The organism is Lacrimispora xylanolytica (assembly GCF_026723765.1).
GTDB classification, from domain to species: domain Bacteria; phylum Bacillota; class Clostridia; order Lachnospirales; family Lachnospiraceae; genus Lacrimispora; species Lacrimispora xylanolytica.
On sequence record NZ_CP113524.1, the window covers coordinates 1,378,015 to 1,403,789 of the forward strand.

A 25,775-nucleotide genomic window follows, 5' to 3' on the forward strand; every position below is an offset into this window, starting at 1 on the left:
TGTAACAGGAATGTAAAGGAGAGAATAGCTATGATTAAGGAAAGGCTTGAAAAGCTTAGAAGCTTAATGGCAGAGCGAAATATGGATGCTTATATGATTCCTACCTCAGATTTTCATGAGTCTGAATACGTAGGAAGTTATTTTAAATGCAGAGAATTTATGACCGGTTTTACAGGCTCTGCGGGTACAGCGGTGATTACCAAGAATGAAGCTGGACTTTGGACCGATGGACGTTATTTTGTTCAGGCAGCTAAGCAGCTGGAAGGAAGCGGCGTTACGCTTCGTAAAATGGGTTACCCAGGAGTTCCGACCATAGAAGAGTACTTAGATCAGGTTCTGCCGGAAGGAGGCTGCCTTGGATTTGACGGACGAGTGGTCAACTGTCAGACAGGACAGGAGTTAGAAACCCTGTTAGGGGATAAAAATGTTACCTTATCTAACGAGGAAGATCTTGTAGATTTAATTTGGAATGAGCGCCCAAGCCTTTCTGCGGAATCTGCATGGATCTTAAAAGATATTTATGCCGGTAAGAGTTCCTCTGAAAAGATAAAAGAGCTTCGTGACAGCATGAAAAAGGAGAAGGCAACCGCTCATGTTTTAACGACTCTTGACGATATTGCCTGGCTCCTTAATATTAGAGGTAACGATATTGAGTGCACCCCTGTCGTTCTTTCCTATGCTTTGATTACTCTTAACGATTTTTCTCTGTTCATCAATGAGCAGGTTTTAAATGAAGAGCTTAAGGCTTATTTAAAGGAACTTGGAGTTAGTGTTTTCCCATATAATGACATTTATAAAACCGTTGGACAGCTAAAGAATGAAAAGATTCTTCTGGAGACAGGAAAGGTAAACTACTCTATCGTAAAGAGCATCGATGATTCCAACCGGATCATTGATAAAACGAATCCGACCGTTCTTGCAAAAGCTGTAAAAAATCAAGTTGAAGTAGAAAATATGAAGCTTGCACATATAAAAGACGGCGTTGCCCTTGTAAAGTTTATTTACTGGCTGAAGCATACGGTGGGAAAAGAGACCATCACAGAAGTAAGCGCTCAGGAGCATTTGGATCAGCTTCGTTTTAAACAGGAAGGAAATCTTGGCTTAAGCTTTGATACCATTTCCGCCTATGGAGCAAATGCTGCAATGTGCCATTACAAAGCAGTTCCGGAAAATGATACCGTTATAGAGCCAAGAGGACTTTATCTGGTGGATTCCGGTGGTCAGTATTATGAAGGTACTACGGATGTGACCAGAACCATAGCAGTAGGTCCGCTTACGAATACAGAGCGGGAGCATTTCACACTGACTGTTATGAGCATGCTGCGCCTGGGAGCAGTGAAATTTCTGTATGGTTGCCGGGGATTGACTCTCGATTATGTGGCAAGAGAGCCATTTTGGAGTCGCGGAATCAACTATGACCACGGAACCGGCCACGGAGTGGGCTACCTGTTGAATGTCCACGAGCGCCCCAATGGAATCCGTTGGCGCATGGTACCGGAGCGTCAGGACAATGGAATTTTAGAAGAAGGAATGGTTACCTCTGATGAACCGGGGGTATACATTGAAGGCAGCCATGGCGTCAGAACAGAAAATCTGATTGTCTGTAAAAAGGCAGAGCTTAATGAATATGGTCAGTTCATGGAGTTTGAATTTTTAACCATGGCTCCTATTGATTTAGATGCACTTGATAAGTCTATTATGACAGAGGAAGATGTGAGACTTTTAAATAAATATCACAAGGAAGTTTATGAAAAGCTTTCTCCATATCTTACAGAAGAGGAAGCTTTGTGGCTGAAAGATAATACAAGAGAGATTTAATAAGAAAGGAAAGCAGAACCAGTATGTTTTGGTTCTGCTTTCCTTTTGCTAGTCCGCCATTTCCTTCAGCCTCAGCAGAATTGGAAAAACTGCTTCCAGATCTTCTGGGGTCAAATCCTTCATCAAAGATGTAGCCTCTTGAAATAGAGGCCTTTCCTTTTTTTCCGTATTAAAAAAATCTTTGGGAGTAATCTCAAGATATTCGCAAATTTCAAAAAACTGTTTCATAGAAGGCATTGACCGTCCTGAAGAGATACCCTGGATATAGCTTTTATTTTTTCCTAAATCCAGGCTCATCTGATACTCAGAGATATCTTTTTTTAAGCGGAGCTCCGTGATTCGATTCCTTACGAACTGCTCATTCAACATAATCACCTCTTGGTTAATCATAAAGGATATTCTAACTAAACATTACGTATTATATGCGTAATAATAGCTGAAAAACAAGTTGCATATACGTTTGAAAAGCGTTATCATATATGTTATACGAATGGAAAAGATGCGGAATGAGGGATTCCGGAAGGTACAGGGGGAAGTATCATGGTAGGAAATTCGGGAAAGGAATTTGTGGATGGGAGCACTCAAAATGAGTATAAATTCTTCCATTACAGTGAATCGGATCATTTATACAGAAACATAAGCCATTTTGCAGATACAGTTTTATTTGAATACACTTACCAGGATAGACAGCTATACTTATCAGCTAATGCGAAAGGGCAGTTGAATTTACCTGCCTTTAAAAATTTTTTTGAAACATACAGAGACAATGCTCCCAGGTTTGGAGAGATACTTTCCACGGAAATATGTCTTGGAGATTCCGGAGAACCCTATCATTGGTGTTCATGTAAACTGAGTACCAAATGGGAAGAAGGAAAGAATTATCCTGTCAGTCTCATTGGAAAACTCCATGATATCACTTGTCTGAAAAAAAGAGAAGAGCAGCTTTTGCTTCAATCCATAAAAGATGGTTTAACCGGGGTATATAATAAGACAGCATTTGAGTACCGGGTAGAGGAAAAGCTAAAAGGCGGTCGTTCCGGTTGGCTGTGTATGATAGACATTGATAATTTCAAGGAAATCAACGACAGCTTTGGTCACCCTGCAGGCGACCGTATTCTGGAGCAGGTGGGAAGAATGCTTTGTCATATATTCCCTGAGCCTGACTTGATTGGAAGAGTGGGTGGAGATGAATTTGTGGTCTTTACATCCGCTGGCGATGTTCATGATAAGGCTCAATGCCTCTTAGATATGGTAGAAAGCATTGTGCCAGAGGAAGAAGGACGTCTTTCCGCCAGCATAGGTATCGTATCAAGTCTTGGGAAAAAGAAAGAGGAATATCAGGAGCTGTTTTCAAGAGCTGACCGTGCCATGTATTTGGCAAAAGAATCCGGCAAGAATCAGGTTGCCTTTTGTTAAAAATCTTAGAGACAATTTCATTAAGTACATGATGCAAGGAATGCAGTTACGGGACAGGAATTAGGAACCTGCCCCGTTTTTTGATGCATCTATTTATATATGTTATGGCAAATCAACCAGTGTGTATCGGCAGCTCATGGCTGGAATAATTTTATCGAATAGATCTGAGGTCTTAAATTTCAAACTGGAAGTATTGATACAGGGATGGCAGGCAAAATACTCATGGTCTAATACTTCACGGTCAATAAGAAGATGCACTCGTTTCTCTTTATCATTCATAAGCCCTAAAACGGAAACAGAGCCAGGAGTGATATCTAAAAACTCTTCCATAAATTCAGGCTCTGCAAAGGATAATCTTGCAGTTCCAATTTGTTTTGAAACAACAGCGGTACGAAACTTTTTATTTCCAGGCAGCAGGAGGAGATAAAAATTAGTTTTTTGAGCATTGCAAAGGAATAAATTTTTACATACATTAGTCTCTAAGATGGAATCCACTTCCTGGCATGCTTCAATTGTTGGAAGAGGAGAATGGTCCAGTCGAACAAAAGAAATATTTAGATCATCTAACAGGTCATAGGTCCGTAGTTCTTTTGGAAGACGACCACTTGAATTAAGGGGGCGTCCGGAATAAAGAGTTTTATCTATATAAAACGAGTCAATTTGATCTGCCATTATAATACTTCCTTCCTGTTTTTTTATAATTATATCCAGAGGAAAAGAAAATGCAAGCCTTTTTCAGCGGTTGAAAGGATTTTAATGGTTTTATGGGACAAAATGTATTATAATAGAATAAATATCGATAACAAATTTACCCGGCGGAAATTCAGAAGGGATATTCTAAACTGAACAGCCGGGGTTTATTATGTGCGATGGAAAGAAAAAGGTGGTTAATTTAATGATAGATAATAGATTAAAAAAAGAAAAATTTCGTAAGGATGTTTTGATAAATGATGAGAGGAAAGATGAAAGAAAAGGAGAGCGGAAAGGATTGAAAACTGGAAAGAGGCCAATGGAAGGGTCAGGAAAAAAGATGGAAGAAAAGGGTCAAAAGAAATTTGGAGATAAGACGTGGCAGAAATCTGGAGATAAGCCTGGAAAGAAAGCTGGAGAAAAGGTCAGAGAAAAAGCTGGAGATAAGTCTGATAAGAGATCTGGAGAGAAAACGTGGGAGAAATCCGGGAATAAGTTTGATAAGAGAGCGGGAGAAAAAGCGTGGGAGAAATCCGGAGATAAGTCTGATAGGAGATCTGAAGAGAAAACGTGGGAGAAATCCGGAAATAAGTTTGATAAGAAGCCGGGTGAGAAGGAGTGGAAAAAAACAGGACAGTGGTCAGATAAGAAGCCGGGAGAAAAGACTCGGATAAATTCAGGGGAAAAGTCAGGTAGGAAGTCAGGAGAGAATACCTGGCAGAAAACTGGAGAATGGTCGGATAAGAAACTGGGAGAAAAGGCACGTAAATATCAAGGAGAAAAATCAGGTAAAAATTCAGAAAAGGAGACATGGCGTAAATCAGAACAGTGGTCAGATAAGAAGCTTGGTGAAAATCCTCGGAAGAATTCTGGGGAAAAATCAGACAAGAAGTTTGGAGAAAAGCAAACTAAATGGAGAAAAGAGAGCGCTGAAGGTCAACAACGTGGAGAAAGAAAGGCTGAGGATAAAGCTTTTTCTAAAGAAACTAAAAAGAACCGATCCCAATGTCCTGTTTTCCGTAAATGCGGTGGCTGCCAGCTTTTGGATATGCCATATAAAAAGCAGTTAGAATTAAAGCAAAAGCAGTTAGAAACTCTGTTAAAGCCTTTTTGCCGTCTTGAAGCTATGATTGGTATGGAAGATCCCTATCATTATCGTAACAAAGTGCATGCTGTTTTTGACCATGATAAAAAAGGAAATCCCTTCTCTGGAGTCTATGAAGCAAACTCCCACCGTGTTGTTCCAGTGGAAAGCTGTTTGATCGAGGATGAAAAGGCAGATGAAATTATTGGGACAATCAGAGGTATGTTGAAATCATTTAAAATTCGTACCTATGATGAGGATACGGGATATGGCTTGCTTCGCCATGTTCTGATACGACGTGGATTTACAACGGGAGAGATTATGGTCGTCCTTGTAACCGCATCTCCCATTTTTCCATCAAAGAATAACTTTGTAAAGGCGTTACGTGACAAGCATCCGGAGATCACTACAGCAATACAGAATGTAAACGGGCGTGGAACCAGCATGGTATTGGGAGATAAAGAACATGTATTATACGGAAAAGGATACATTGAAGATATTCTGTGCGGGTATCGTTTCAGAATTTCTTCCAAATCCTTCTACCAGGTAAACCCTGTTCAGACTGAAATTCTTTATAAAAAGGCCATTGAAGCCGCAGGACTTACAGGTAATGAACGAGTGATAGATGCTTATTGTGGAATCGGTACGATTGGTATTGTCGCCAGTCAGTATGCAAAAGAAGTGATAGGTGTTGAATTAAATAGGGATGCAGTGAAGGATGCGATAGAAAATGCAAAGCTTAATGATGTAAGTAATGTTAAATTTTATTGCAATGATGCAGGCAAATTTATGGAGAATATGGCAGAGAGCGGAGAACATGCTGATGTCGTATTCCTCGATCCACCAAGAAGCGGAAGTACGGTTGAATTTATTGATTCGGTAGCGAAGTTGAAGCCTGCGAAAGTCGTTTATGTTTCATGCGGACCAGAGACGTTGGCTAGGGATCTGGAGTTGTTTAGAAAAAGAGGGTATGAAGCGAGGAAAGGGTGGGGGATTGATCTGTTTCCTATGACGGCTCATGTTGAGACGGTTGTCTGTTTGTCCAGAAAAAATCCTGATGATAGAATTGAGATTGACCTAAGCCTTGATGAGCTTGATATTACTACTGCTGAAAGCAAGGCAACCTATGAAGAAATAAAGGATTATGTTTTAAAAAATCATAGTATGAAAGTATCAAGCCTATATATTTCACAGGTAAAAAGAAAATTGGGTTTGGAGATTGGTACAAGTTACAATCTTCCAAAGTCAGAAGATGCACGAGTGCCACAATGTCCACTTAATAAAGAGAAAGCCATAACAGAAGCTTTAAATCATTTTAGCATGATATGAGTAACAGCAAAAAGTATAAATGAAAAAATCTTGGTATATAAAGAGGATTTGAATGAGGGTAATAGCAATAGATACGGAAAAGGATTTGTCGGAGTTATATAAGCAAATTACATCGGAATTACTGGAATACTATCATTTCGCATACCTTGCTTCAAATCAATTGAAGTATAGATAAGTTTAAACTGCCAGTTCAAAAAGGGTAGCAGGTAACGGTGCCAGCAATGGATTTGCTTAGAGGGGAATGAAATGATACGCATCGATACGACCCATACTACAGTGTTAAGAATTGGTGTCGGTTGCATTGTGTGTTTGAATATGCGGGTTTGAAAGGCTATACTAATACGGAAAATATGAAAAACACAAAAGTTAATTAACCTGTCCTTTTTATTAGGGGGCAGGTTTTATTATTTCAAAAGAGAATTTCTGATTTTTTGTTAGTAAAACTCCTATGTTGAGATAAGCAAAAAAAATGCGACTTATCATAAGTAATTATTGGTTTGTCGGAATAACTGTGATATAATTCTAATTGTTGTAACAAGATATTACTTTTTTATCGTTAAAGATAGGGGTGAAGGCATGAGTGTCAGTTATAAAAAGCTGTGGAAACTCATTATTGACAAGGATTTAAAGAAATCTGACGTAAGAAAATTGGCGAATGTTAGTGCCAGTACATTTTCAAAAATGAGTAAGAATGAGTATGTTGCACTTGAGGTGATTGAGCGCATCTGCAATGTACTTGAATGTGACATAGGAGATGTTGTGGAAGTTGTCAAAGAAAAGTAATTTAGCAAAAAAGGATAAAAATATAGTATAGAGAGAGGTTAAAGTAATGTCTGAAAAGCTAAATCGTTTTGTTAATTTAATGAAAAGCATATTTGAATTGGATAAGTCTGATTTGGATTTTGGTATCTATCGTATCATGAATATTCGCAGAGACGAAATAGAGAGATTCCTAACTGAAGGACTGCCAAATAAAGTTCAGGATACCCTTGCACCTTTTGCTTCAAATACAGTGGACATTGAGAATCGTCTTGCCGAGATAGAAAAGCAATGTGCAGACTTAGGCATTGAAATTTCAGCGAGCCCTAAGCTTGCAGAAGAGTACTCTCGCTTGAAAGGTCAGCTTACGGCAGGTGTTGATTTGTCTGCTTTGGAAACTGACGTTTATTCGGCATTGTATAGCTTTTTTAATCGCTATTATGACGAGGGTGATTTCATTTCAAAACGCCGCTATAAAGAAGGTGTATACGCCATTCCCTATGAAGGTGAGGAGGTCAAGTTATATTGGGCTAACCAAGACCAGTATTACATAAAGACTGCTGAGAACTTCAAGGATTATACCTTTATTGACGAAGGGCGTAAAGTTCATTTCCGTATCGTGGATGCCACAACAGAGCAGAATAACAACAAGGAAAGCAATGACAAAAAGCGTACGTTCATGCTTTATGAGGAGACTGACGAAAAGCCTGAACTTAAGACAATGGAAATATTAAATGGTGAGCTTTATATTCGCTTTGTTTTTGATGTTCCTGCTGATAAGAAGATCAAATATGCCGAAGAAAATTATAAGAAAATCAGCGCTGCTATATCCAGTCAATTTAAAGACTGGTTTAGTTTACTACGTCCGGCTGCAACGAAAGACCAAAAGAAAGTTAAATCTGTGTTGGAGAAGCATTTAGAAAGCTATGTTGCCAAAAATACATTTGATTACTTTATACATAAGGATTTACGTGGTTTCTTAACGAGAGAGTTGGACTTTTTTATTAAAAGCGAGGTCATTCACCTTGACGATATTGATACAACAGATGAAAAAAGAGTGGATGCTTATATTGCCAAAGTAAGGGCTATTAAGCGTGTTGGAAAAATCATTATTGATTTCGTTGCACAAATTGAGAATTTTCAGAAAAAACTATGGCTCAAAAAGAAATTCGTAGTTAGCACGGATTGGTGTATTACGCTGGATAGCATTGATGAGGCTTTTTATGAGGAAATCATAAAGAACAAGATACAAGTACAGGAATGGGTTGATATGTATGCAATCAATGAGATTGAGGGCGATTCGACAACAGTAGCATACTCTGAACCATTGACGTTGGATTTTTTGCATCAAAACAAGAATCTTATAGTTGATACAAAGTATTTTTCAACAGACTTTAAGGACAGGTTGATTTCAAGTTTTGAGAATATTGAAGAGCAAACCGGAGGTTTGATGTTTCATAGTGATAACTTTCAAGCCATTAACTTACTGCTTGAAAAGTATTATGAGAAAATTAGGTTGATATATATTGACCCTCCTTATAATACGGATGCAAGTAAAATTCTTTATAAGAATGGATATGAACATTCAAGTTGGATTTCTCTAATGGAATCAAGGCTCATGGCTGCCAAAAAACTTATTTCACCTAAAGGTATTATTGAAGTTGCTATTGATGATTATGAATTCAGGTATATAAATTTATTACTTGATGAAGTGTTTGGAATTAATAACGCTATTTCAAACATTGCAATCTTCACAAATCCTAAAGGGCGTGACCAAGGATTTATTGCACAAGCGCATGACTATACACTTTTATATGCAAAAGATAAACGATTTGCACAGACTAATAACTTTATACTTAGTGACGAGGAAATAAAAAAGAAATTCTCAAAACAACAAGGCGAGCAGGCGTTAAGAGAACTACCGCTTAAAAGGACAGGAACTGGAAAGCGTAGAGAAGAACGTCCTTATATGTTTTTTCCATTCATTTATGATATAAGTGCTAAAAAACTTAGTGTTATACCTGAAGATGAATATAAAAAAATATATAATCCTGAAGATGATACTTTCAATGATGATTTTGTAAGGGAATTGCAAAAAGAATATGAAGAAAAAGGTTGTGCTTTTCTTTTACCACTTAGTAGCAAAGGGGAAAATCTACGTTGGCGTTGGGGATATAAGAGTTGCTGTAAGGGCTGTGAAAATGGAACATTGTTTGCCAAGTCTATGAGAGACGGAAGATATGCCGTTTATCAATATGATTTTGCCGATTCAGAGGCGACTCCTAAGTCTCTTTGGTTCGGAGAACGCTACGATGCATCGTCTAAAGGGACAAATATCCTTGAGAGCATATTACCTAATAACCCATTTGATTATCCAAAAAGTCTTTACACAGTTGAGGATAATATAATAATCGGGTCTGATGAAGCTGACGTAGTATTAGATTTTTTTGCAGGTTCAGGAACAACGGGTCATGCTGTAATCAATATTAATAGAACAGTTGATGATTCACAACGAAAATATATTCTTGTAGACATGGGTGAATATTTTGATTCAGTCATAAAAGCGAGAATGAAAAAGGTTATTTATGCTAATGATTGGGAGAATGGAAAGCCAAAAAATAGGACAACAGGTGTAACTCATATTATGAAGTATCACCATTTAGAAAGCTATGAAGATGCTCTATCAAATATCAGTCTTTCTGAAGAAAAGCATAAAATGTCCGTATTGTTCGGTGATGAATATTTAATCAATTATATGTTTGACGTTGAGGCTAAAGATAGCATGATAAATCTTGACAGCTTTAAAATGCCATTCAGTTATAAAATGAAAATTAATGAGAATAACGAAACCAAGGAGAAAATAGTTGACCTGTGCGAAACTTTCAATTATCTCATTGGTATTAACGTGGTGCGTCAAAGTGTGGTTTCGTACTTTAAAACAGAGCCTGACAAAGCAGGGATTTATGAAGGTGCGGTGCAGTTAACCGAGGATATTGATGGAGAATTTGCATTTAAACAGATTGAGGGTATACTTCCAGATGGGCGACATACACTAATTATTTGGCGTACCATCACGGATAATCTGATTGAGAGCAATGCCGCTCTGGATGCTTATTTCAATAAGCACCGTATAAATCAGCTTAACCGTGAATTTGACATAATCTATGTTAATGGGGATAACAACCTTGAAAATCTAAAGGCAGATGAGGAACATTGGAAGGTTAATATGATAGAGCCTGAATTTAAGCAGCGTATGTTTGAGGAGGTATAAGCAGTGGCAAAAAAGAAGAAGACAGAGATAACCATAAAATTCAATGACCAACTGTTACTGTTCAGGTACTTCCTAAATTTGTTCGGAAAGAACACGCTCGCTTCTCTTGCAGGACAATTAAACAGTATGGAGCAAGAAGGATACAACGAAAATCAAAATACATGGTTTTATGTATACTTAGATCGTATCTGCACTGTTAATAAGGATATAGTAAAAATAAACCGTGATAAACTACGTTTGTATGATGAGAATATCTGTCGGTATGTAAAGCAGATAGGAGATAAGCGTGGGGGTATTGTGCTGAAGTACTTTCAGTACATATCTTTGCTGTTTACTGAGATGTATTTAGATAGATATTTTTTCGATAAAGATGAGTTTTGCAAGGATTTAAACGAGTACGCAAAACAGGTATCTACTCAAACAATGGGTAAGATTGATATTGAGTTTAAGCCCGAAGGAATGAATAAGTTGGCATTCATGTGTGCAACCGGCAGCGGAAAAACTTTGATTACTCACGCAAATATTCTGCAGTTTTCATATTATCTGAAAAGGGCTCAAAGGTTGAATAGTCATTTAACCATAAACAAGGTGATTTTGCTTTCACCTAATGAGGGGATGTCTAATCAGCATTTAGAGGAATTAAAGCTATCTTCAATTACAGCTGCTCTGTTCCAGAAGGATACTGGTTTTCTTTCGCAAAGGGAAGACGTCATTATTATCGACATGAATAAGCTGAAAGAAGAAGGTAAAATTAAGACCGTTTCTATTGATAGCTTTGAGCAAAACAATCTAGTACTGGTTGATGAGGCTCATCGTGGGCTTGCTGGTGACGTGTGGTATGATTACCGATCTCGCCTGTCTGCCGATGGGGGGTTTGCTTTTGAGTATTCCGCAACATTTAAGCAGGCTATGAAGACCTTGAAACCAACCAAAGATAAGGATTTGCTGGATGAGTATTGCACATCAATAATCATGGATTACTCCTATAAATACTTTTATGAAGATGGATATGGCAAGGAATATCGCATTTATAATTTAAAAGATGGAATAGACGAGGAACAGCGTCATTTATATTTGACTGGCTGCTTACTCTCGTTTTATCAGCAGCTTAAATTGTTTGAATCATATCCAAAAGAATTTGCACCTTTTGAGATTGAAAAACCATTGCTTGTGTTTGTGGGTAACCGTGTAACTGCAAAAACTTCTAATGCTGAAATGACTGATGTGGAGGAAGTAATAGAATTCATAGATAAGTTTGTAAACCGTAAAGCGAAGACGATTGAACGTTTAAACGCCGTACTTAATGAAGATACAGGATTGATGGATGGCAGGGGTGCTGAGCTTTTTTCACAGGATTTTAATGCGTTAAAATCAATATTTGGTGGTTCTCCAAAGGCAGAAGACATTTATACTGACATCCTGAGGTTGGTTTTTAACAGTGATACTTCATCTGAAGAACCACGCTTGCACATTGAAAATATCAGGCAGGTGCCAGGTGAGATTGGGTTAAAGATAGGAGAGTACGGAGATTATTTCGGTGTCATCAGTATTGGTGATACGGCTGGCCTGGTGAAGAATTGTGATAAGAAAGGGATTGTTGCCAAAACTGAGGAATTTGTTTCAGAATCCTTGTTTAGGAATATAAATAACTCTACTTCAAATATAAAAGTACTTGTCGGCTCACGAAAATTCACTGAAGGCTGGAATAGCTGGAGAGTTTCAACGATGGGTCTGATTAACTTTGCAAAAGGCGAAGGCTCTCAGGCGATTCAGTTGTTCGGTAGAGGTGTGCGTTTAAGAGGATATCATGGTTGTCTGAAACGCAGCCGTAAATTAGATGACCAGAGTATTAATGTGCCAAAACATATTGAATTACTTGAGACGCTGACTATATTTGGAATTAGGGCGCAGTACATGGAGGATTTCAAGAAATACCTTGAGCTAGAAGAAATGTCAGCTAATGAGAAGCCTCATGAATTTACACTTCCTGTTGTCAGCAGGTATGATATGGTTAAAGAAAAAAAACTTAGAGTCATTAAGCTAAAGTCTGGGGTAAACTTCAAAAAGCAGTCTCGCAGATTGGTACTGGATAAGCCTGACGAAAGATTTATGAGTTACCTTGTGAAGAATAAGATAACAATTGATTGTCGTTCAAAGGTGCAAACCATTGAATCTAGCTTTAGTATGCAGATGATGTCGGTAACCGATGAACATACTCTGGATAAGGAGTACATTCCATACTTAGATTATGACCGCATGTTTGAGGAACTGGAAGCATATAAAAACGAGAAATTCTATTACAATATCAGCATTGAGAAGGACAGACTTAAAGATATCTTGTTGGTGGATGGGTGGTACTCGCTTATCATACCAAAAATGCACATCAAGATAGATTCCTTTGAAAAACTGGAGGCAGCAACGGATTACTGTGTAATGGTGATGAAAATCTACATAGATAAGTTTTTCAAGTATGAAAAGGAACGCTGGGAAGCTCCTTTTCTCGAATATCAGGAACTTACAGCAGATGATAATAATTTTGTATCAGAATATTCATTAAAGTATGCAGATTTGTTTGACGGTGATAATGGAGCCGAACAAGTCGAGGGATTCATAACAGAGCTGACTGCTCTATTGGACAAGGATAAAGGAATTGCTGAATATGAGAGAGCTGTATTTAGCAAATCTTTAGTTGCCTTTGACTTTCATTCACACCTATATGCACCACTTATTAGCTTGAAATCCAATGGATTGAAAATACAGATATCTCCTGTAAGCCTTAATGAAGATGAAAAACTGTTTGTGGACAGACTAAAAAACTATACTGAAAAAAATAAAGAAGTATTCGACAACAGAAATCTTTACTTGCTTCGTAACAAAAGTAAAGTAGGCATGGGTTTTTTCGAAGCAGGCAATTTTTATCCAGATTATGTTTTATGGATAGATACGCCTGAAGTACAATATGTATCATTCATAGATCCTAAGGGACTAATGAGGGTTAGACCTGATGATCCGAAGGTGGAGTTTTACAGGAAAATTAAGGAACTGGAAGATCGCTTGCAGCCATCATGTACAGATAAAAAAATTGTGTTAAATTCCTTTATTATGTCTGGTACAAAATCAGCTGATTTGCGTGAATGGTGGCAGATGAGCAAGCCAGAGCGTGAGTCAAAGCATGTTCTTTGCCTTGACAACGATGATTGTATTGATATCATGGTTAGCAAAATACTGGATTAATACATGTCAGATAAAATGATAAAATTAAACAAATTTGTTTAAAATTTAAAAGTAGGAGAGCTGCCGAATGGTGGCTCTTTTTTTCTGCGTTTTTATATACTAGTTGCTAACTCAGGCTATCATTAACTACATTTGCCCAAACATTGCAATAGTGTAATGACTAGTTAGGATTTTTATTCAAACATGGCATCTTGTGTAGAACATTGAGCATTAGAGGGCAGTCATCTTTCGTTTCCATCAACATCTTCATTTAGATATTAAACCTAATGTAAGTGTATACATCAAATCAAAATTTTGATGATTCATTTACAAAGGGGGATTTTTAAGTGTATAGAATATTGAGAGCTGGTAGAAAACAGGTCAAGGAAACAGGGTTTAGCAGGATAACAGAAGCAAGCTATTGCTACAACCAAAGAAGAAAACAAAATGAGCTCACTGACTTAGTAGGCATTATTACTAAGGATGGAGGTGTTCATTGATGGCAGATAAGAAGTTGATTATAGGGGCAACCGAAACTACAGAGGTTATTTATATTGGCTCAAATCTTAAGGCCAAAGGTGGTAAAAGAGAAATGCAGGGTTATTATTTAGGTGATAAAACTTCTGAATTTAATTACGATAAAGATGGCCGTCAAGTTCATGAAAAAGAAATTATTGTAGGCAAATATCATGCTAAGAATTATAAGCAACGCAATAAAAATAGGCGTAACCTTGTTAAAGAACTCATCGAGAATAATTTTCAAACAAGAAAATGTATGATGATAACTCTAACATTTGCCAATATCGTAAAAGAGCAACCAAAGAGCACTAGCTTAAGTAGCAAAAAAAACAACCTATTCCAGGAAATTTACCAAGACTTGGAAATCATAGAGGGCAATTTCTTGAAAACAATGAACGATATTTTTACACCAGACAATGTAATAGAAAATAAAGAAAAGATTAACGACGTAGCATATGACGATAAATATCACGATTTAAAAACCTGCAACAAGGAGTTCAAAAAATTCATACAGAAAATGAACTACAGATATGAAAATTTTAAATATGTTGCAGTTATGGACAAGCAGGAAAATGGCAATTGGCATTATCACATTATATGTAATCTTAACTATATAGAATATAACGAACTTAAAGGAATCTGGAACTTGGGTGGAGTGTTTATAGGTAAAATAGGAAGCAAGAATCAGCTGCTAAAAGTAACGAACTATCTTAAGAAAAATATGATTAATGCAAGATTATATTTAAAAGGCGAAAAGGGTTATCTGGCATCTAAGGGGTTAAATAGAAATATTGTCCTCCGTTCATGGGCAACAAATGAACAGACAGAATTCCAAGAGCAAGGACAACGGCTTGAGGAAATAAAAAGAGAAGTTGAGTATAGCAAAAAACGCATTGTTGAGCATAATTACTCTTCGTGGGAAATGCGTGATGGCTACTCTACAGAAATAGAACGTAATTGTACATTTAAATACTATACCTATCCAATTGAATCCAATCAATATTTTACATTTGCAGATACTGCCATAAGAAAACATGGTGGATAACATAACGGTTTCTTTATTTATCAATAAAGATGTGAATTAGACGAAAGAATCTTTTAAAAAAATAAAAATAAATATGAGATAACCCAAACCAAAGCCGCAGCTTGTGCGGCACGATGTAAACTGAAAGGTGAAAAAGAGGTCTACTTATATAAAAGAGGACCTCTTTTACCCTTAAATGGTAATGACATTTTATAAATTAATATAAGCTACCCCCTAAGCATGATTTTCAATAGATAAAAACCACACAAAAGAAAAGGAGGGAATTAACATGATTATACTACCAGAGATACCAATAATTTTGGAATTTGACAACAAATTAATAAAGACACCAGCCATGTGGTCGCTTGCATTAGCTTTGAACTGCACCCTAGGATATTACATAAAGAAACATAACAAAAAAATGTTACGTGCTATTTATGATGATCAATCAGCAATCATGCCAAAGAATGACGCAGCACTGCTTTTGCAGGTATCCACAGAGCAGGAAACTATTATTATAACGGGTAAGGCTGTAAAAGAAGGAGCAAAAATAACTATAATGACACAGGTTAGTTTTGATGTATATTATTTTGTAGTCTTGCAAAGTAATTTATTACAGTCGCTGCCAGTGGTAACAGATGAATCTTTGCATCATGACTTAAAATTATTAAAAAAACTGATAAATCCAAGTACTGAGACGCAAAAATTATTTCATAACAAGGTTCTAAAGATTGGGGGTAGTATGGATGATACATATTGATATGACCAAAACAGTAGTAACAGATAAGCAGGCGGCAAAATTTATGTTAGAAATATTGGAGCTATACCAAAAGGAAAGTTTAGTGATTAATGACATTCAATTTAGAAGCAAATCATCTCAGGCTAAGGAAATGATTCGCCTTAAAAAAGGAAGAGAGAAGTTTTTAAATGCTCTGGATGAGCTAGTTAAAATTAGCGATCAGCTTAAGGATTTTGCTAGTATGGATTCTGATGCTCAAATTGATAAACTTCTGCATGTGCTAGAGGCATTAATAGGTTTATCAGTCAGTATTGTAAATGTAGAAAATGAGAATTGTAGGAACAATTGCGACATTTTATAGGCTAGTTGTCAGAGTAAATAAGGCGATGTCTAAATCTTCAATCTGTGTTATTGTAGGGTAAATGCTTTTTTTAGTGGGATTCTGCTATGTGTCAATCAAAATGACAAATGTTGTGGTTTTAGTTAGTGAAAAAATAGTTAACTAACTAAATTATGCTCTAATATGGGTGAAGAAATGGGGATGTAAAGTGAGTAAAATGGTTTTTAAAGAAAAATATTTGCTGGAATAGAAAAATATATTTGAAAGGGTGTAATAGAAAGATGACAGTAAATAAGATTTCCACAGAGAACATAGATAAAAAGTTAGACGAGCTTCTTGCCAATCAGAAATTATTGATGGAACATTTGAAAATGCAATCAGGCAGAAAATTAAAAGGCGCCAGCCTTAGGGAGCAGGTAAAGTACTTAACGGAGCATGGTTATTCTATAAGGGAAATAAGCTCTATGCTTAAATGCTCTGCCACTACAGTATCAGCTAAAAGATCAGAAATTAATACAATAGGTAGTAATATAGAACAATAAATGGTACTATGCAGCGTTTGTTTGGCTTATGCTAACATAGCCAAAATCTAAAATATCGAGGATTATTGCTCTAAAATGAAAAAGAGTGTTAAATAGTACAACGCTCTAAAAGATGTTTCAAAATTCCAATATAGTTTTATTGGATCAGATTTTGCGCCATATGGGTATATTAGCAGTTTGCTCTATTAGGGTATAGTCATATGGACAGGGTGACTTTTAGAGTTTTGGAGCTTTAATAATACTTGTTATATGGAGGAATTGACTATGAAGGTAGGATATATTCGTGTATCAACCACAGAACAAAATACGGAACGGCAAAAAGCAATTATGGAAGGTCTTGGGGTAGAAAGATTATATACTGATATGCTGTCAGGGAAAAATACAGACAGGCCACAGCTTAACGCACTGCTGGACTTTGTTCGTGAGGGTGATATCGTAGTGGTTGAGAGTTATTCAAGGCTGGCACGTTCCACAAAGGATTTACTGGACTTGGTAGAAAAGCTGAATCAGAAAAAAGTGCAGTTTATCAGCCAAAAAGAAAATATTGACACATCAACGCCACAAGGTCGGTTGATGTTTACTATGTTTGCAGGACTGGCACAGTTTGAGCGTGAATGTCTGTTGCAGCGGCAGCGTGAAGGCATTGAAATTGCTAAGCAGCAAGGTAAGTACAAAGGTAGACCTAAAAAGTCATTGGATAACTTCACGGAGCTATATGTTTCTGTAAAAAATGAAGAAATAAGCGTATCTAAGGCAAGTAAGCTATTAGGGGTGTCACGCTCAACCTTTTACAGGAAAATGAAGGAGCATGAGGATAGCAGCGAGATTGATTTTGGCTAACCTCTCCCCTTCTGCCCTAGAAAATCCTTGGTATACAGTATGGAAAAATTGAATAACAGGGACTAATTATCTACATTATGTTAAAATTCAAGTCGATTGTGAGTATTTAATTGGTTTCTATAATCAGTCAAAAGCAAGGCAATGAAAAAGGAAAGCAGGATAAATTCTTCATATAGTACAGTTCGGATAAATTGGTGATGCAACAAAATGAAAAGGACTTTAATTGAAGGTTTATTAATTTCCAAAGTTTGTTGGGATTAAGAAAATGGAGGCTAAGAACATGGATTACATGGAGTACTACGGAAATTATATTTTTAATGAAATGTCGTATGAGGACTTAGTGCAAGAAATATTGCGTTTAAATTGGTTTGTAGATGAAATGCAAAAAACGATTGATAAGCTTGAAAAGATCAACGATACGTTAATGAAAAAACACCCTGCATTTAAGGAAAATATAAATGCTGATGACATTATGGATAAACTGTTGGATGGCGATAGTCTTACCAAGATAGGCAAATGCTATGGTTGCGATAAAAAGACTATTAAAAATCGGCTATATCGGGAGCAATATACAGATAGAGATATTGCCAAATTAAGGCAAGGAATTGATGTGCGCAAGGAAGATTGGTTTAATAATGGATATTAACTGGTGGCAGTTGCCTGAAGATATATACAAGGGGAAAAAACATCCGGGGAAAACAGATTCACTAGGGTAACAGTTGAAAGATATTAAAACGGAGTAGCCATAGGATCCAGCATTTTGGGTTTTATGGCTATTCTTCACTCCCTACCCTCAATATATATAAAGCAGGAAAATAACAAAATAGAATGGAAAAAATATAGAACACTATAAGAAAGAATTACATTAATTTAGTGCTATCACGAAGCCTTAAAAACCTTGATGTTGATTTGTATGTGGCTTTTACTTTATAATTAGTATAGAAAAGTTTAGGAGGTTCATTAATGGAAATAACTTTTAATAGTAATAGAGAAATCGACTTTTATTTAAAAAAAGCCTATATGACCATAGACCCAAACAAAAATGTACTATACCTGAGAGGGTTTATAAGTAGAAAAGTAAATGCCAATGATGTGCAAGAGATAGGAAGACATTATGCGGCATATATGAATAATAACTTGATATCAGTAGGTTTAAAGAAGGAATATGACTTTAATCATAATAACCTATTGCCAATTTTAGAAGAAATAACTTCTATGGTAATTCAGCAAAACCTTGATATACATGATATATTGAACCTTTGGGAAGATGAAAATGGTGCAAAATTAATTTCATATATCAATGTTGAACCAGAGAAATAAAAATAGAGGTCATGTCAAATATTTACAATTTTTATTTTCAATAGATAGAGAAAACCGAATAACAGATAAGTAAATATGTGTACTTAACCATAGAAAACTTCAAAACAGCCTTAAAATTCAAGCGCAATGGATTTTAAGGCTGTTTTTGGTGTTTGTTTTCAAAAATTATTTTTAGTATCTGGACTATAAGCGGGGTAATAAAATCAACTTTCTAAAAACTAAAAGCATAGCTCCAAACATTTTGAAAAAGATGTCTAAACCTTCCTTTAAGGTTGATTTTGGGGGAGTTGAAATCCTCCGAAATCAGCGTTATTGTGGTTTAAGGAGGTGATTCAGATAAATGGAAGTAGAAAATAAGAAAGTTACGAAACAAAGCAAAAAGCCAAAAGAACCTGCGGTAAAAGATGCCGTAAACCTTGTGACTAAAGAGGAATTCACAAGTTTAAGCGGCAGGTTAGATTCTATCCTTGAAAGATTTGATGGTATAGCCACTGAACTGGAAATGACCAATCATATTTGTAGGATTCTAATTGAATTGGTTGGTGGAGTAGACCCAGGGAGAAAAAATCTAACTAACCTTGAATTGGTAAAGCTTCGTAATGAAGGGGTTAAGGTCAAGGATTTGGCCAGAATGCAAGGCGTAAGCCAATGTGCTATGGGTAGAAAATTGAAAGAACTAAGAGAGGCAGGTATATTACATGATCGAGAAACAGAAAACAATTGAAGTGGCTATCAAAAATATGGTTAATAGCCATATGAACAGCTATAGTAGAGATTTAATTCTATGTGCTGAATTATTAAATCAGATTACAGAAAAGGGATTCGTGTTTGATTATACAAGGTTTAGCTTGGATGATCAGGAACTAGCCAGTGATATAGCATATCAAATATCTCATATGGAGGAGATGGTAAACAATGTAATTAAAAGTGAACGAAATAATCAACTCTATGCAGACGAGGAAATTGGTGAATTATACTGTGGAGATGATGAAGTTGACCAGTCAGCGAAAGAAAATGAGCCAAAGTTTGAATTTGATGATATTGGGGATTTTTTCCCTATCACGGATAATTGTGATAGTTTATCCGAGGTTTTAAGCTGCATGCAGATACCTCATATTATTTTTGACGGTACAGGGTATTGTTTTAACGGCAATTATTATTCTATAGTTGATGCTGGAATTGATCGAATGGTGCTTAAGGTTACTAAAATTCAAGAAAGCGATATAGACCCATTGTGTTTGGAGATTCTTAATAATCAGATGTAGTTACATCGGATGAAAGAGAAAAATTATGTTGTCCATTTATGGTTGTCAGAGTTATGGAGTTACTAATGTCCAGAACTAACCTAAGGGGTTTCCAAAGGATTTAAGGCTAGGGCTTAGGGTTAGATATGAAATGGGTGGTTTAAGCTGAGCCAGAGCAAACCAAGGGAGATTTAGAATTGGTGGATAAAAGTATCTGTACAGGAGAGATAAAAAATGAAGGTGGTTTATGTAGAGCCAAACAAAGTGGCAGAAATCAGGAATATAGATTCAGGACTGAAGTCAATGCAAAAAGTCGTAGGCGGTTATATCGAGGCGATATATCCTTTTTCTGACCCTGTAGCAATTATATGTAATGAGGAAGGAAAAATAAATAGTTTGGAGCTAAACAGAGGACTTGCTGATGACAATGGGGATTTATATGAAATCATAGCTGGTTCTTTCTTTATCTGTTTAGCAAGACCTGATAGCGAAGATTTTGAAGGTCTTACAGATGAATTGGCCAGCAAGTATTTGGAAATATTCAAATATCCTGAAGTGTTTATGATGGAGAATAGAAAACTGGTATCTCTAAAGTGGGGTAAAAACTAATCATAATTATTAATTTGAACTACCAAGAGCAGGTGGCAGTTATCCTTTTTAGAGATAATTCGCCACCTGTTATTAATTTGGACTACTTGATGGTTAAAGGGCTGTATGCGAAATCATTTAGTCAACCAATCGTCTACTTAGAGCCTCAATCATTGGTAGTTTAGCGCTTAGACTTGAGTCAGAACGTCTTTCTATTACATAGCGTAAATCAAATTTAAGGAGAGATACGCTATGGGAAAAAAGGAAGTAACTAATCAAAATAATTTCAAAGAAAAAAAAGATGCATCTTTTGAGCGCTGCGTAGATTTTATGGCAAGAATGATAGAAAAGTATGGTCAGGAAACAGAACAAGATAGAAATAAAATAGCATCATAAATTTAGAAAAAACCCTAAAAGGGTTTTTTCTAAATTTATATATATATTTCACATAAAATCCGTTATAATAGTTGGGACAGAGAATTACTGTTTAAATGGGGGTGGATATAGATGAATCAGAGGTGTTACATATATACAAGAGTTTCAACAGAAATGCAGGTTGATGGGTACAGTTTAGACGCTCAAAAAGAAGAAATCAAAGAATATACACAATATAAGAAAATGACTATTGTGGATGAGTATTCTGATGTCGGCTCAGGTAAAAATGTAAAAGGACGACCTGATTTCTTGAGGATGATTAATGATATAAAAGAAGGAAAAGATAAAGTTGACTTTGTGTTAGTTTTTAAACTTTCAAGGTTCGGACGTAATGCCGCAGATGTTCTAGGCACTCTTCAAATAATTCAAGACTATGGAGTTAATTTGATTTCAGTTGCAGATAATATAGATAGTAGCCAAGACGGTGGAAAACTTATGATATCCGTTTTATCTGCTGTTTCAGAAATCGAGCGTGAAAATATCTTAGTTCAAACTATGGAAGGACGTAAGCAGAAAGCTAGAGAAGGTAAATGGAATGGGGGCTTTGCTCCTTATGGTTATAAACTGGAAAATGGAGAGCTAGTAATAGCTAAAGATGAGGTAAAAGTTGTAGAAGTTATCTACGATAAATTTACATCTACAAACATGGGTATAAATGCAGTAGCTTCATATCTCAATAATAATGGTTATAAAAAGAAAAAGCGTCAAAATGGTACACTTGATGCCTTTTCTGCTTCTTTTGTAAAGGCTGTTATAGATAATCCTGTTTATTGTGGAAAACTAGCTTATGGAAGAAGAAAAAATGAGAAAATACAAGGTGAACGAAATCAATTCCATATTGTAAAGCAGAAAGAGTTTCCTGTTTATGATGGAATTCATGAGGCTATAGTATCAGAAGAAATATGGCAAGCAGCACAAGAAAAGCGTAAAATAACTGGTTTTAAACATGAAAAGAGGTACAGTTTAGAACACGCACATATTTTATCTGGTATACTAAAATGTCCCAATTGTGGTGCGCCCATGTATGGTAATGTAAATCGAAAGAAGAAAAAGGATGGTACTTATTATAGAGATTACTTCTACTATGCTTGTAAGCATAGGAGGAGTGTAAGTGGTCATAAATGTAATTACAGTAAGCAGTGGAGTCAAGACTTAGTAGATGATGCTGTTGCTGAGATTATTACTAAGTTAGTTCATAATGAAAAGTTTGAGAATGCTATAAAAGATAAAATTAATTCTAAAATTGATACTGCTCAACTGGAAGAGAATTTAGAAACTCTAAAAAAATCATATCGCCAAGAAAATACGGCAAAAAATAAATTAGCACAACAAATTGATGGGCTAGATGTTATGGACTCTTCGTATGAAAGAAAATATAAGGACATGCAGGAACGTCTAAATAAATTCTATGAAAGGATAGACTCTATTGAAATAGAGATGGAAGAGGTTAAAACAAGAATACAGAACGTTAAGTTAGATAGACTTAATTCTGATGGCATTTACAACATTTTAAAAATGTTCGACCAGTTTTATGATGAATTTACAGACTTTGAAAAACAGTAAGCGCCTAATCTAAGGGTGGATTTTAAATTGCACCGTTTTTCTTTATAATTGTTATCAGGAAATGCGAGCGTTTTACTCTAAGCCTTTGCGAGAATGCAAGCATTTTACTCTATTTCGGAGACTAGCAATTATGAGATCAAAACGAATTTCTGCCGATGAGCAGTTTCTGCTCATCATGGAGTGCCGACAAAGCGGCCTCTCCGACTATCAATGGTGCCAAATGAATGATATTAATCCAGGCACCTTTTATAACTGGATCAGTAGACTTCGTAAGCGTGGAATGGTGATCCCCATGTTAGATGATCAAGGAAAGAAAACATCTGCTCCTTTGCAGGAAGTGGTAAAGGTTAACTTAATGCCGGATTCGGCATCAATGCCTGCTCCTTTGCAAGTAGAGCAAAATACTTGCATTGTTCCGGATCTTGCTACCAAAGAATTGCCTACGGTTGAAATTCTGATTGGCAATGCAACAATCCGCTTCTTTAATAACACAGATAAAAACCTGATCGAAACTACTCTCAAATGCATGGGAGGTGTTATGTTGTGCTAGGTGATATTTCCACAGCAATCAACATCTATATCATTACAGGCTATACGGATATGCGTAAGTCCATAGATGGACTCTACGCCATCATTCTAGACCAGTTGAAAGCGGAACCGGATGCCAGATCAATTTATCTATTCTGTGGCAGACGATGTGACCGAATCAAGGTTCTGCTCCGAGAGCCTGATGGAATGGTTCTTCTCTATAAACGGCTTGACGTTGTTCAAGGCAAGTATCGATGGCCAAGAAATAGCAATGAGGCAAAAAATATTACCTGGCAACAATTCGACTGGCTTATGACGGGGCTTGAAATCGAGCAGCCAAAAGCTCTTAAAACCGGCTGAAACCCTTGATTTTACTGGCTTTTTCGCTCTTTTTATGGTATACTTTTTATAGTAAACTAAGGAGCAAAAACGTGGCCAACAGTAGTAAAGATATCCAGCTCATTGAGCTTAAAGATATGATTTCACAACTAAATACTACGATCAAAACACTTGCGGAAGCATTGAATAAACAGCAGGCTGAAAATGATAATCTTAAGTCTGAACTGGCTTGGTTTCGCCAGAAGTATTTTGGTGCTTCCAGTGAACGCCGCGTGGATGACGTCGCAGGTCAATTGAACCTTTTTGACAATCTTACAGAGGACGAAAAACCGGTGGAACTAATCGAACCGGAAGTTATCCCCGCTCCAAAGAAATCTCGAAAAAAGAAACCTACTTTAGCAGAACAATTTAAGGATATTCCAACCAGACAGCTAAATGTAGATACACTGACCAAAGAGGAAAAAACATGTCCAATCTGTGGAACCCAAATGATTCCGATTGGAACAGAACTGATCCGAAGCGAAATCGTTTATACTCCGCCAAAGCTGGAGCGTATCGAATACATGGCAACCACGTATTCATGTCCAGAGTGCAAGGATACGGAGGAGCCACAGTTTATAAAGGATAATGGAACGCCTGCATTGATTCCCGGAAGTTATGTTTCAGAATCCCTGCTGGCATATATCATTTATCGAAAGTACGGATTGTACATCCCTCTTTATCGTCAGGAGCAGGATTTCCAGCAGATGAACGCTCCAATAGGACGAACATCTATGGCACACTGGATTATTATAGTTGGCATTGAATATATAACGCCGCTGTATGATTACTTTCATAGGGAACTGCTAAAACGCAGATTCCTTATGATGGACGAGACACCAATCCAGGTATTAAAAGAGGAAGACCGGCGGGCACAGACAAAATCTTATTTATGGGTTGTCCGAACTGGTGAAGATGGATTAAATCCTATCGTCCTCTATAATTACACGCCCACAAGAGCAGGAGAAAATATCAAACAATTCCTAAAGGGTATGGAACCTGGATTTTATCTAATGACAGATGCATACAAGGGCTACAACAAGGTGAATGAAGCCAGGCGTTGTTGTTGCTTTGCACATATCAGGAGATATCTATTGGAGGCTATCCCAAAAGGCCATGAGAAGGATTACAGTCATCCGGCAGTACAGGGAGTCTTGTATTGTAATAAGTTGTTCGAGTATGAACGGGTCTATAAGGAAAAAGGACTCTCATACAAACAGATAGGCAATCGTCGCCTCAAAGACCAAAGACCAGTCGTTGAGGGCTTCTTGGCGTGGGCAAACCAAGTCAATCCCGGAGATAATGCCAAACTTAAGAAAGCAATCACATATATTAAAAACCGTCGAGACTTTCTTATGACATATCTGGAAGATGGCCGGTGCAGCTTAAGCAACAACCTTAGCGAAAATTCAATCCGTCCAGTAACTATAGGCCGGAAAAACTGGCTCTTTTCAGACACTCCGGAAGGAGCGACAGCCAATTCGCTCTATCTCACTATCATAGAGATGGCAAAGGCGTATGACTTAAATCTATATGAATATCTGAAGTTCTTGCTAGAGAATCGTCCCAGCAAGGGCATGTCAGATGATGAGATAGCAAAACTTGCGCCTTGGGATAAAACAGTCCAAGAACTTTGCAAGAACAAAATGGAGTAAAATGCTTTCATTTCCGAATCCTAGCAATAGGATCCGGAAATTATTTATGAGTCATACCCCGAAACTATGCGCTTACGAAAAACAGGAGTTTATAAAGAGTTTTGTTGAGAAAATTGAAATTTATCCAGAAGAATTAGAAGATGGTCGTATCTTAAAGAACATAAAGTTTAGATTTCCAGTATTCTTTAATGGTAGTGAAGTGAGTGAAATAAGTTGGGACAAAGAGAGTACAGTTGAAGCGGTGATAATGATGACGTATTGTGGTTTGGACAAGAAAAGCAGGGGTTAGACCACAAGATGTTGTGGCTTTTGAACTAAAAATGAGCAAAAAACGGAGCTAAAAAATGATGTGACCCCTAAAAGTTAGACTTTATGGCGGAGTGGATTTTTCCACTTCGTCTTTTTCTTTATGCTGCCAATAGGCTGAGCCTGTATTCAACAGGACTCATCCAGCCCAGTTTCTGTTTTATTCTTTGTTCA

Annotated in this window: 25 protein-coding genes; 23 read left to right on the forward strand and 2 right to left on the reverse strand. The window is 36.8% G+C overall.

Annotation, left to right across the window (positions count from 1 at the left end):
* Nucleotides 1-30 precede the first annotated feature (30 nt).
* Nucleotides 31-1,818, forward strand: a complete 1,788-nt coding sequence (locus OW255_RS06525) for an aminopeptidase P family protein (protein WP_268116067.1) — start codon at nucleotides 31-33, stop codon at nucleotides 1,816-1,818.
* A gap of 48 nt (nucleotides 1,819-1,866) precedes the next feature.
* Here OW255_RS06525 and OW255_RS06530 read toward each other — a convergent pair whose 3' ends face one another.
* Nucleotides 1,867-2,187, reverse strand: coding sequence for a helix-turn-helix transcriptional regulator (locus tag OW255_RS06530; RefSeq protein WP_331485811.1), 321 nt, complete (start codon nucleotides 2,185-2,187; stop codon nucleotides 1,867-1,869).
* A 171-nt stretch (nucleotides 2,188-2,358) separates the two neighbouring features.
* Here OW255_RS06530 and OW255_RS06535 point away from each other — a divergent pair, with 171 nt between their 5' ends.
* A complete protein-coding gene (locus OW255_RS06535; protein ID WP_268116069.1) occupies nucleotides 2,359-3,234 on the forward strand; it encodes a GGDEF domain-containing protein in 876 nt (291 codons plus the stop codon).
* Between the two features lie 102 nt (nucleotides 3,235-3,336).
* Here OW255_RS06535 and OW255_RS06540 read toward each other — a convergent pair whose 3' ends face one another.
* Nucleotides 3,337-3,906 carry a prolyl-tRNA synthetase associated domain-containing protein gene (locus tag OW255_RS06540; RefSeq protein ID WP_268116070.1) on the reverse strand — a complete coding sequence of 190 codons (570 nt, stop codon included), beginning with the start codon at nucleotides 3,904-3,906 and terminating at the stop codon, nucleotides 3,337-3,339.
* Between the two features lie 688 nt (nucleotides 3,907-4,594).
* Between OW255_RS06540 and rlmD the strand changes: the two genes are divergently transcribed.
* From rlmD to OW255_RS06645, 21 genes are all read left to right on the forward strand, one after another.
* A complete protein-coding gene (gene rlmD, locus OW255_RS06545; RefSeq protein WP_268116578.1) occupies nucleotides 4,595-6,337 on the forward strand; it encodes a 23S rRNA (uracil(1939)-C(5))-methyltransferase RlmD in 1,743 nt (580 codons plus the stop codon).
* Between the two features lie 576 nt (nucleotides 6,338-6,913).
* On the forward strand, nucleotides 6,914-7,120 hold the full coding sequence (locus tag OW255_RS06550; protein WP_054875897.1) for a helix-turn-helix domain-containing protein: 207 nt from the start codon (nucleotides 6,914-6,916) through the stop codon (nucleotides 7,118-7,120).
* Between the two features lie 46 nt (nucleotides 7,121-7,166).
* Nucleotides 7,167-10,367: a site-specific DNA-methyltransferase gene (locus OW255_RS06555; protein ID WP_054875898.1), complete on the forward strand. Its 3,201-nt coding sequence runs from the start codon at nucleotides 7,167-7,169 to the stop codon at nucleotides 10,365-10,367.
* A gap of 3 nt (nucleotides 10,368-10,370) precedes the next feature.
* On the forward strand, nucleotides 10,371-13,601 hold the full coding sequence (locus tag OW255_RS06560) for a DEAD/DEAH box helicase family protein (RefSeq protein ID WP_054875899.1): 3,231 nt from the start codon (nucleotides 10,371-10,373) through the stop codon (nucleotides 13,599-13,601).
* A 326-nt stretch (nucleotides 13,602-13,927) separates the two neighbouring features.
* Nucleotides 13,928-14,080: a hypothetical protein gene (locus OW255_RS06565; RefSeq protein ID WP_268116071.1), complete on the forward strand. Its 153-nt coding sequence runs from the start codon at nucleotides 13,928-13,930 to the stop codon at nucleotides 14,078-14,080.
* Nucleotides 14,080-15,144 (forward strand): rolling circle replication-associated protein, encoded by a 1,065-nt coding sequence (locus OW255_RS06570; protein ID WP_054875900.1) that lies wholly within the window; start codon nucleotides 14,080-14,082, stop codon nucleotides 15,142-15,144. Before OW255_RS06565 ends, OW255_RS06570 begins: the two co-directional genes overlap by 1 nt.
* 268 nt (nucleotides 15,145-15,412) lie before the next feature.
* A complete protein-coding gene (locus tag OW255_RS06575) occupies nucleotides 15,413-15,883 on the forward strand; it encodes a hypothetical protein (RefSeq protein ID WP_054875901.1) in 471 nt (156 codons plus the stop codon).
* On the forward strand, nucleotides 15,870-16,223 hold the full coding sequence (locus OW255_RS06580) for a hypothetical protein (protein WP_268116074.1): 354 nt from the start codon (nucleotides 15,870-15,872) through the stop codon (nucleotides 16,221-16,223). Before OW255_RS06575 ends, OW255_RS06580 begins: the two co-directional genes overlap by 14 nt.
* A 260-nt stretch (nucleotides 16,224-16,483) precedes the next feature.
* Nucleotides 16,484-16,744, forward strand: coding sequence for a hypothetical protein (locus OW255_RS06585; protein ID WP_054875903.1), 261 nt, complete (start codon nucleotides 16,484-16,486; stop codon nucleotides 16,742-16,744).
* Between the two features lie 264 nt (nucleotides 16,745-17,008).
* Nucleotides 17,009-17,584, forward strand: coding sequence for a recombinase family protein (locus OW255_RS06590; protein WP_054875904.1), 576 nt, complete (start codon nucleotides 17,009-17,011; stop codon nucleotides 17,582-17,584).
* 280 nt (nucleotides 17,585-17,864) lie between these two features.
* The gene (locus tag OW255_RS06595; protein WP_054875905.1) at nucleotides 17,865-18,230 is read left to right on the forward strand and encodes a hypothetical protein; all 366 of its coding nucleotides are present in this window, start codon (nucleotides 17,865-17,867) and stop codon (nucleotides 18,228-18,230) included.
* A gap of 317 nt (nucleotides 18,231-18,547) precedes the next feature.
* Nucleotides 18,548-18,904: a hypothetical protein gene (locus tag OW255_RS06600; protein WP_054875906.1), complete on the forward strand. Its 357-nt coding sequence runs from the start codon at nucleotides 18,548-18,550 to the stop codon at nucleotides 18,902-18,904.
* A gap of 340 nt (nucleotides 18,905-19,244) precedes the next feature.
* Nucleotides 19,245-19,628 carry a hypothetical protein gene (locus OW255_RS06605; RefSeq protein ID WP_054875907.1) on the forward strand — a complete coding sequence of 128 codons (384 nt, stop codon included), beginning with the start codon at nucleotides 19,245-19,247 and terminating at the stop codon, nucleotides 19,626-19,628.
* Nucleotides 19,603-20,169 carry a hypothetical protein gene (locus tag OW255_RS06610; protein ID WP_054875908.1) on the forward strand — a complete coding sequence of 189 codons (567 nt, stop codon included), beginning with the start codon at nucleotides 19,603-19,605 and terminating at the stop codon, nucleotides 20,167-20,169. The genes OW255_RS06605 and OW255_RS06610 overlap by 26 nt, the downstream gene beginning before the upstream one ends.
* Nucleotides 20,170-20,382: 213 nt before the next feature.
* Nucleotides 20,383-20,757 (forward strand): DUF3846 domain-containing protein, encoded by a 375-nt coding sequence (locus OW255_RS06615; protein WP_054875909.1) that lies wholly within the window; start codon nucleotides 20,383-20,385, stop codon nucleotides 20,755-20,757.
* Between the two features lie 231 nt (nucleotides 20,758-20,988).
* Nucleotides 20,989-21,132: a hypothetical protein gene (locus OW255_RS06620; protein ID WP_162838566.1), complete on the forward strand. Its 144-nt coding sequence runs from the start codon at nucleotides 20,989-20,991 to the stop codon at nucleotides 21,130-21,132.
* A gap of 111 nt (nucleotides 21,133-21,243) precedes the next feature.
* Nucleotides 21,244-22,734 carry a recombinase family protein gene (locus OW255_RS06625; RefSeq protein WP_268116075.1) on the forward strand — a complete coding sequence of 497 codons (1,491 nt, stop codon included), beginning with the start codon at nucleotides 21,244-21,246 and terminating at the stop codon, nucleotides 22,732-22,734.
* A 130-nt stretch (nucleotides 22,735-22,864) separates the two neighbouring features.
* Nucleotides 22,865-23,284 (forward strand): IS66 family insertion sequence element accessory protein TnpA, encoded by a 420-nt coding sequence (tnpA, locus tag OW255_RS06630; protein WP_268115331.1) that lies wholly within the window; start codon nucleotides 22,865-22,867, stop codon nucleotides 23,282-23,284.
* Entirely contained in the window at nucleotides 23,278-23,622 is a 345-nt protein-coding gene (gene tnpB / locus OW255_RS06635; protein WP_268115330.1) for an IS66 family insertion sequence element accessory protein TnpB, read from the forward strand. Before tnpA ends, tnpB begins: the two co-directional genes overlap by 7 nt.
* Nucleotides 23,623-23,693: 71 nt before the next feature.
* Nucleotides 23,694-25,295: an IS66 family transposase gene (gene tnpC / locus OW255_RS06640; RefSeq protein WP_268115329.1), complete on the forward strand. Its 1,602-nt coding sequence runs from the start codon at nucleotides 23,694-23,696 to the stop codon at nucleotides 25,293-25,295.
* 46 nt (nucleotides 25,296-25,341) lie between these two features.
* Nucleotides 25,342-25,584 (forward strand): hypothetical protein, encoded by a 243-nt coding sequence (locus tag OW255_RS06645; protein WP_268116077.1) that lies wholly within the window; start codon nucleotides 25,342-25,344, stop codon nucleotides 25,582-25,584.
* The last annotated feature ends 191 nt before the right edge of the window (nucleotides 25,585-25,775 follow it).

Coding starts and splice junctions, on each gene's coding strand:
- OW255_RS06530 (WP_331485811.1), bottom strand. CDS start 2,187: ATGTTGAATGAGCAGTTCGTAAGGAATCGAATCACGGAGCTCCGCTTA.
- OW255_RS06590 (WP_054875904.1), top strand. CDS start 17,009: ATGAAGGTAGGATATATTCGTGTATCAACCACAGAACAAAATACGGAA.
- OW255_RS06605 (WP_054875907.1), top strand. CDS start 19,245: ATGGAAGTAGAAAATAAGAAAGTTACGAAACAAAGCAAAAAGCCAAAA.
- OW255_RS06555 (WP_054875898.1), top strand. CDS start 7,167: ATGTCTGAAAAGCTAAATCGTTTTGTTAATTTAATGAAAAGCATATTT.
- OW255_RS06550 (WP_054875897.1), top strand. CDS start 6,914: ATGAGTGTCAGTTATAAAAAGCTGTGGAAACTCATTATTGACAAGGAT.
- OW255_RS06620 (WP_162838566.1), top strand. CDS start 20,989: ATGGGAAAAAAGGAAGTAACTAATCAAAATAATTTCAAAGAAAAAAAA.
- OW255_RS06625 (WP_268116075.1), top strand. CDS start 21,244: ATGAATCAGAGGTGTTACATATATACAAGAGTTTCAACAGAAATGCAG.
- OW255_RS06570 (WP_054875900.1), top strand. CDS start 14,080: ATGGCAGATAAGAAGTTGATTATAGGGGCAACCGAAACTACAGAGGTT.
- OW255_RS06595 (WP_054875905.1), top strand. CDS start 17,865: ATGGATTACATGGAGTACTACGGAAATTATATTTTTAATGAAATGTCG.
- OW255_RS06645 (WP_268116077.1), top strand. CDS start 25,342: ATGAGTCATACCCCGAAACTATGCGCTTACGAAAAACAGGAGTTTATA.
- OW255_RS06580 (WP_268116074.1), top strand. CDS start 15,870: ATGATACATATTGATATGACCAAAACAGTAGTAACAGATAAGCAGGCG.
- OW255_RS06575 (WP_054875901.1), top strand. CDS start 15,413: ATGATTATACTACCAGAGATACCAATAATTTTGGAATTTGACAACAAA.
- OW255_RS06585 (WP_054875903.1), top strand. CDS start 16,484: ATGACAGTAAATAAGATTTCCACAGAGAACATAGATAAAAAGTTAGAC.
- tnpA (WP_268115331.1), top strand. CDS start 22,865: ATGAGATCAAAACGAATTTCTGCCGATGAGCAGTTTCTGCTCATCATG.
- OW255_RS06535 (WP_268116069.1), top strand. CDS start 2,359: ATGGTAGGAAATTCGGGAAAGGAATTTGTGGATGGGAGCACTCAAAAT.
- OW255_RS06610 (WP_054875908.1), top strand. CDS start 19,603: ATGATCGAGAAACAGAAAACAATTGAAGTGGCTATCAAAAATATGGTT.
- OW255_RS06600 (WP_054875906.1), top strand. CDS start 18,548: ATGGAAATAACTTTTAATAGTAATAGAGAAATCGACTTTTATTTAAAA.
- OW255_RS06540 (WP_268116070.1), bottom strand. CDS start 3,906: ATGGCAGATCAAATTGACTCGTTTTATATAGATAAAACTCTTTATTCC.
- OW255_RS06525 (WP_268116067.1), top strand. CDS start 31: ATGATTAAGGAAAGGCTTGAAAAGCTTAGAAGCTTAATGGCAGAGCGA.
- OW255_RS06615 (WP_054875909.1), top strand. CDS start 20,383: ATGAAGGTGGTTTATGTAGAGCCAAACAAAGTGGCAGAAATCAGGAAT.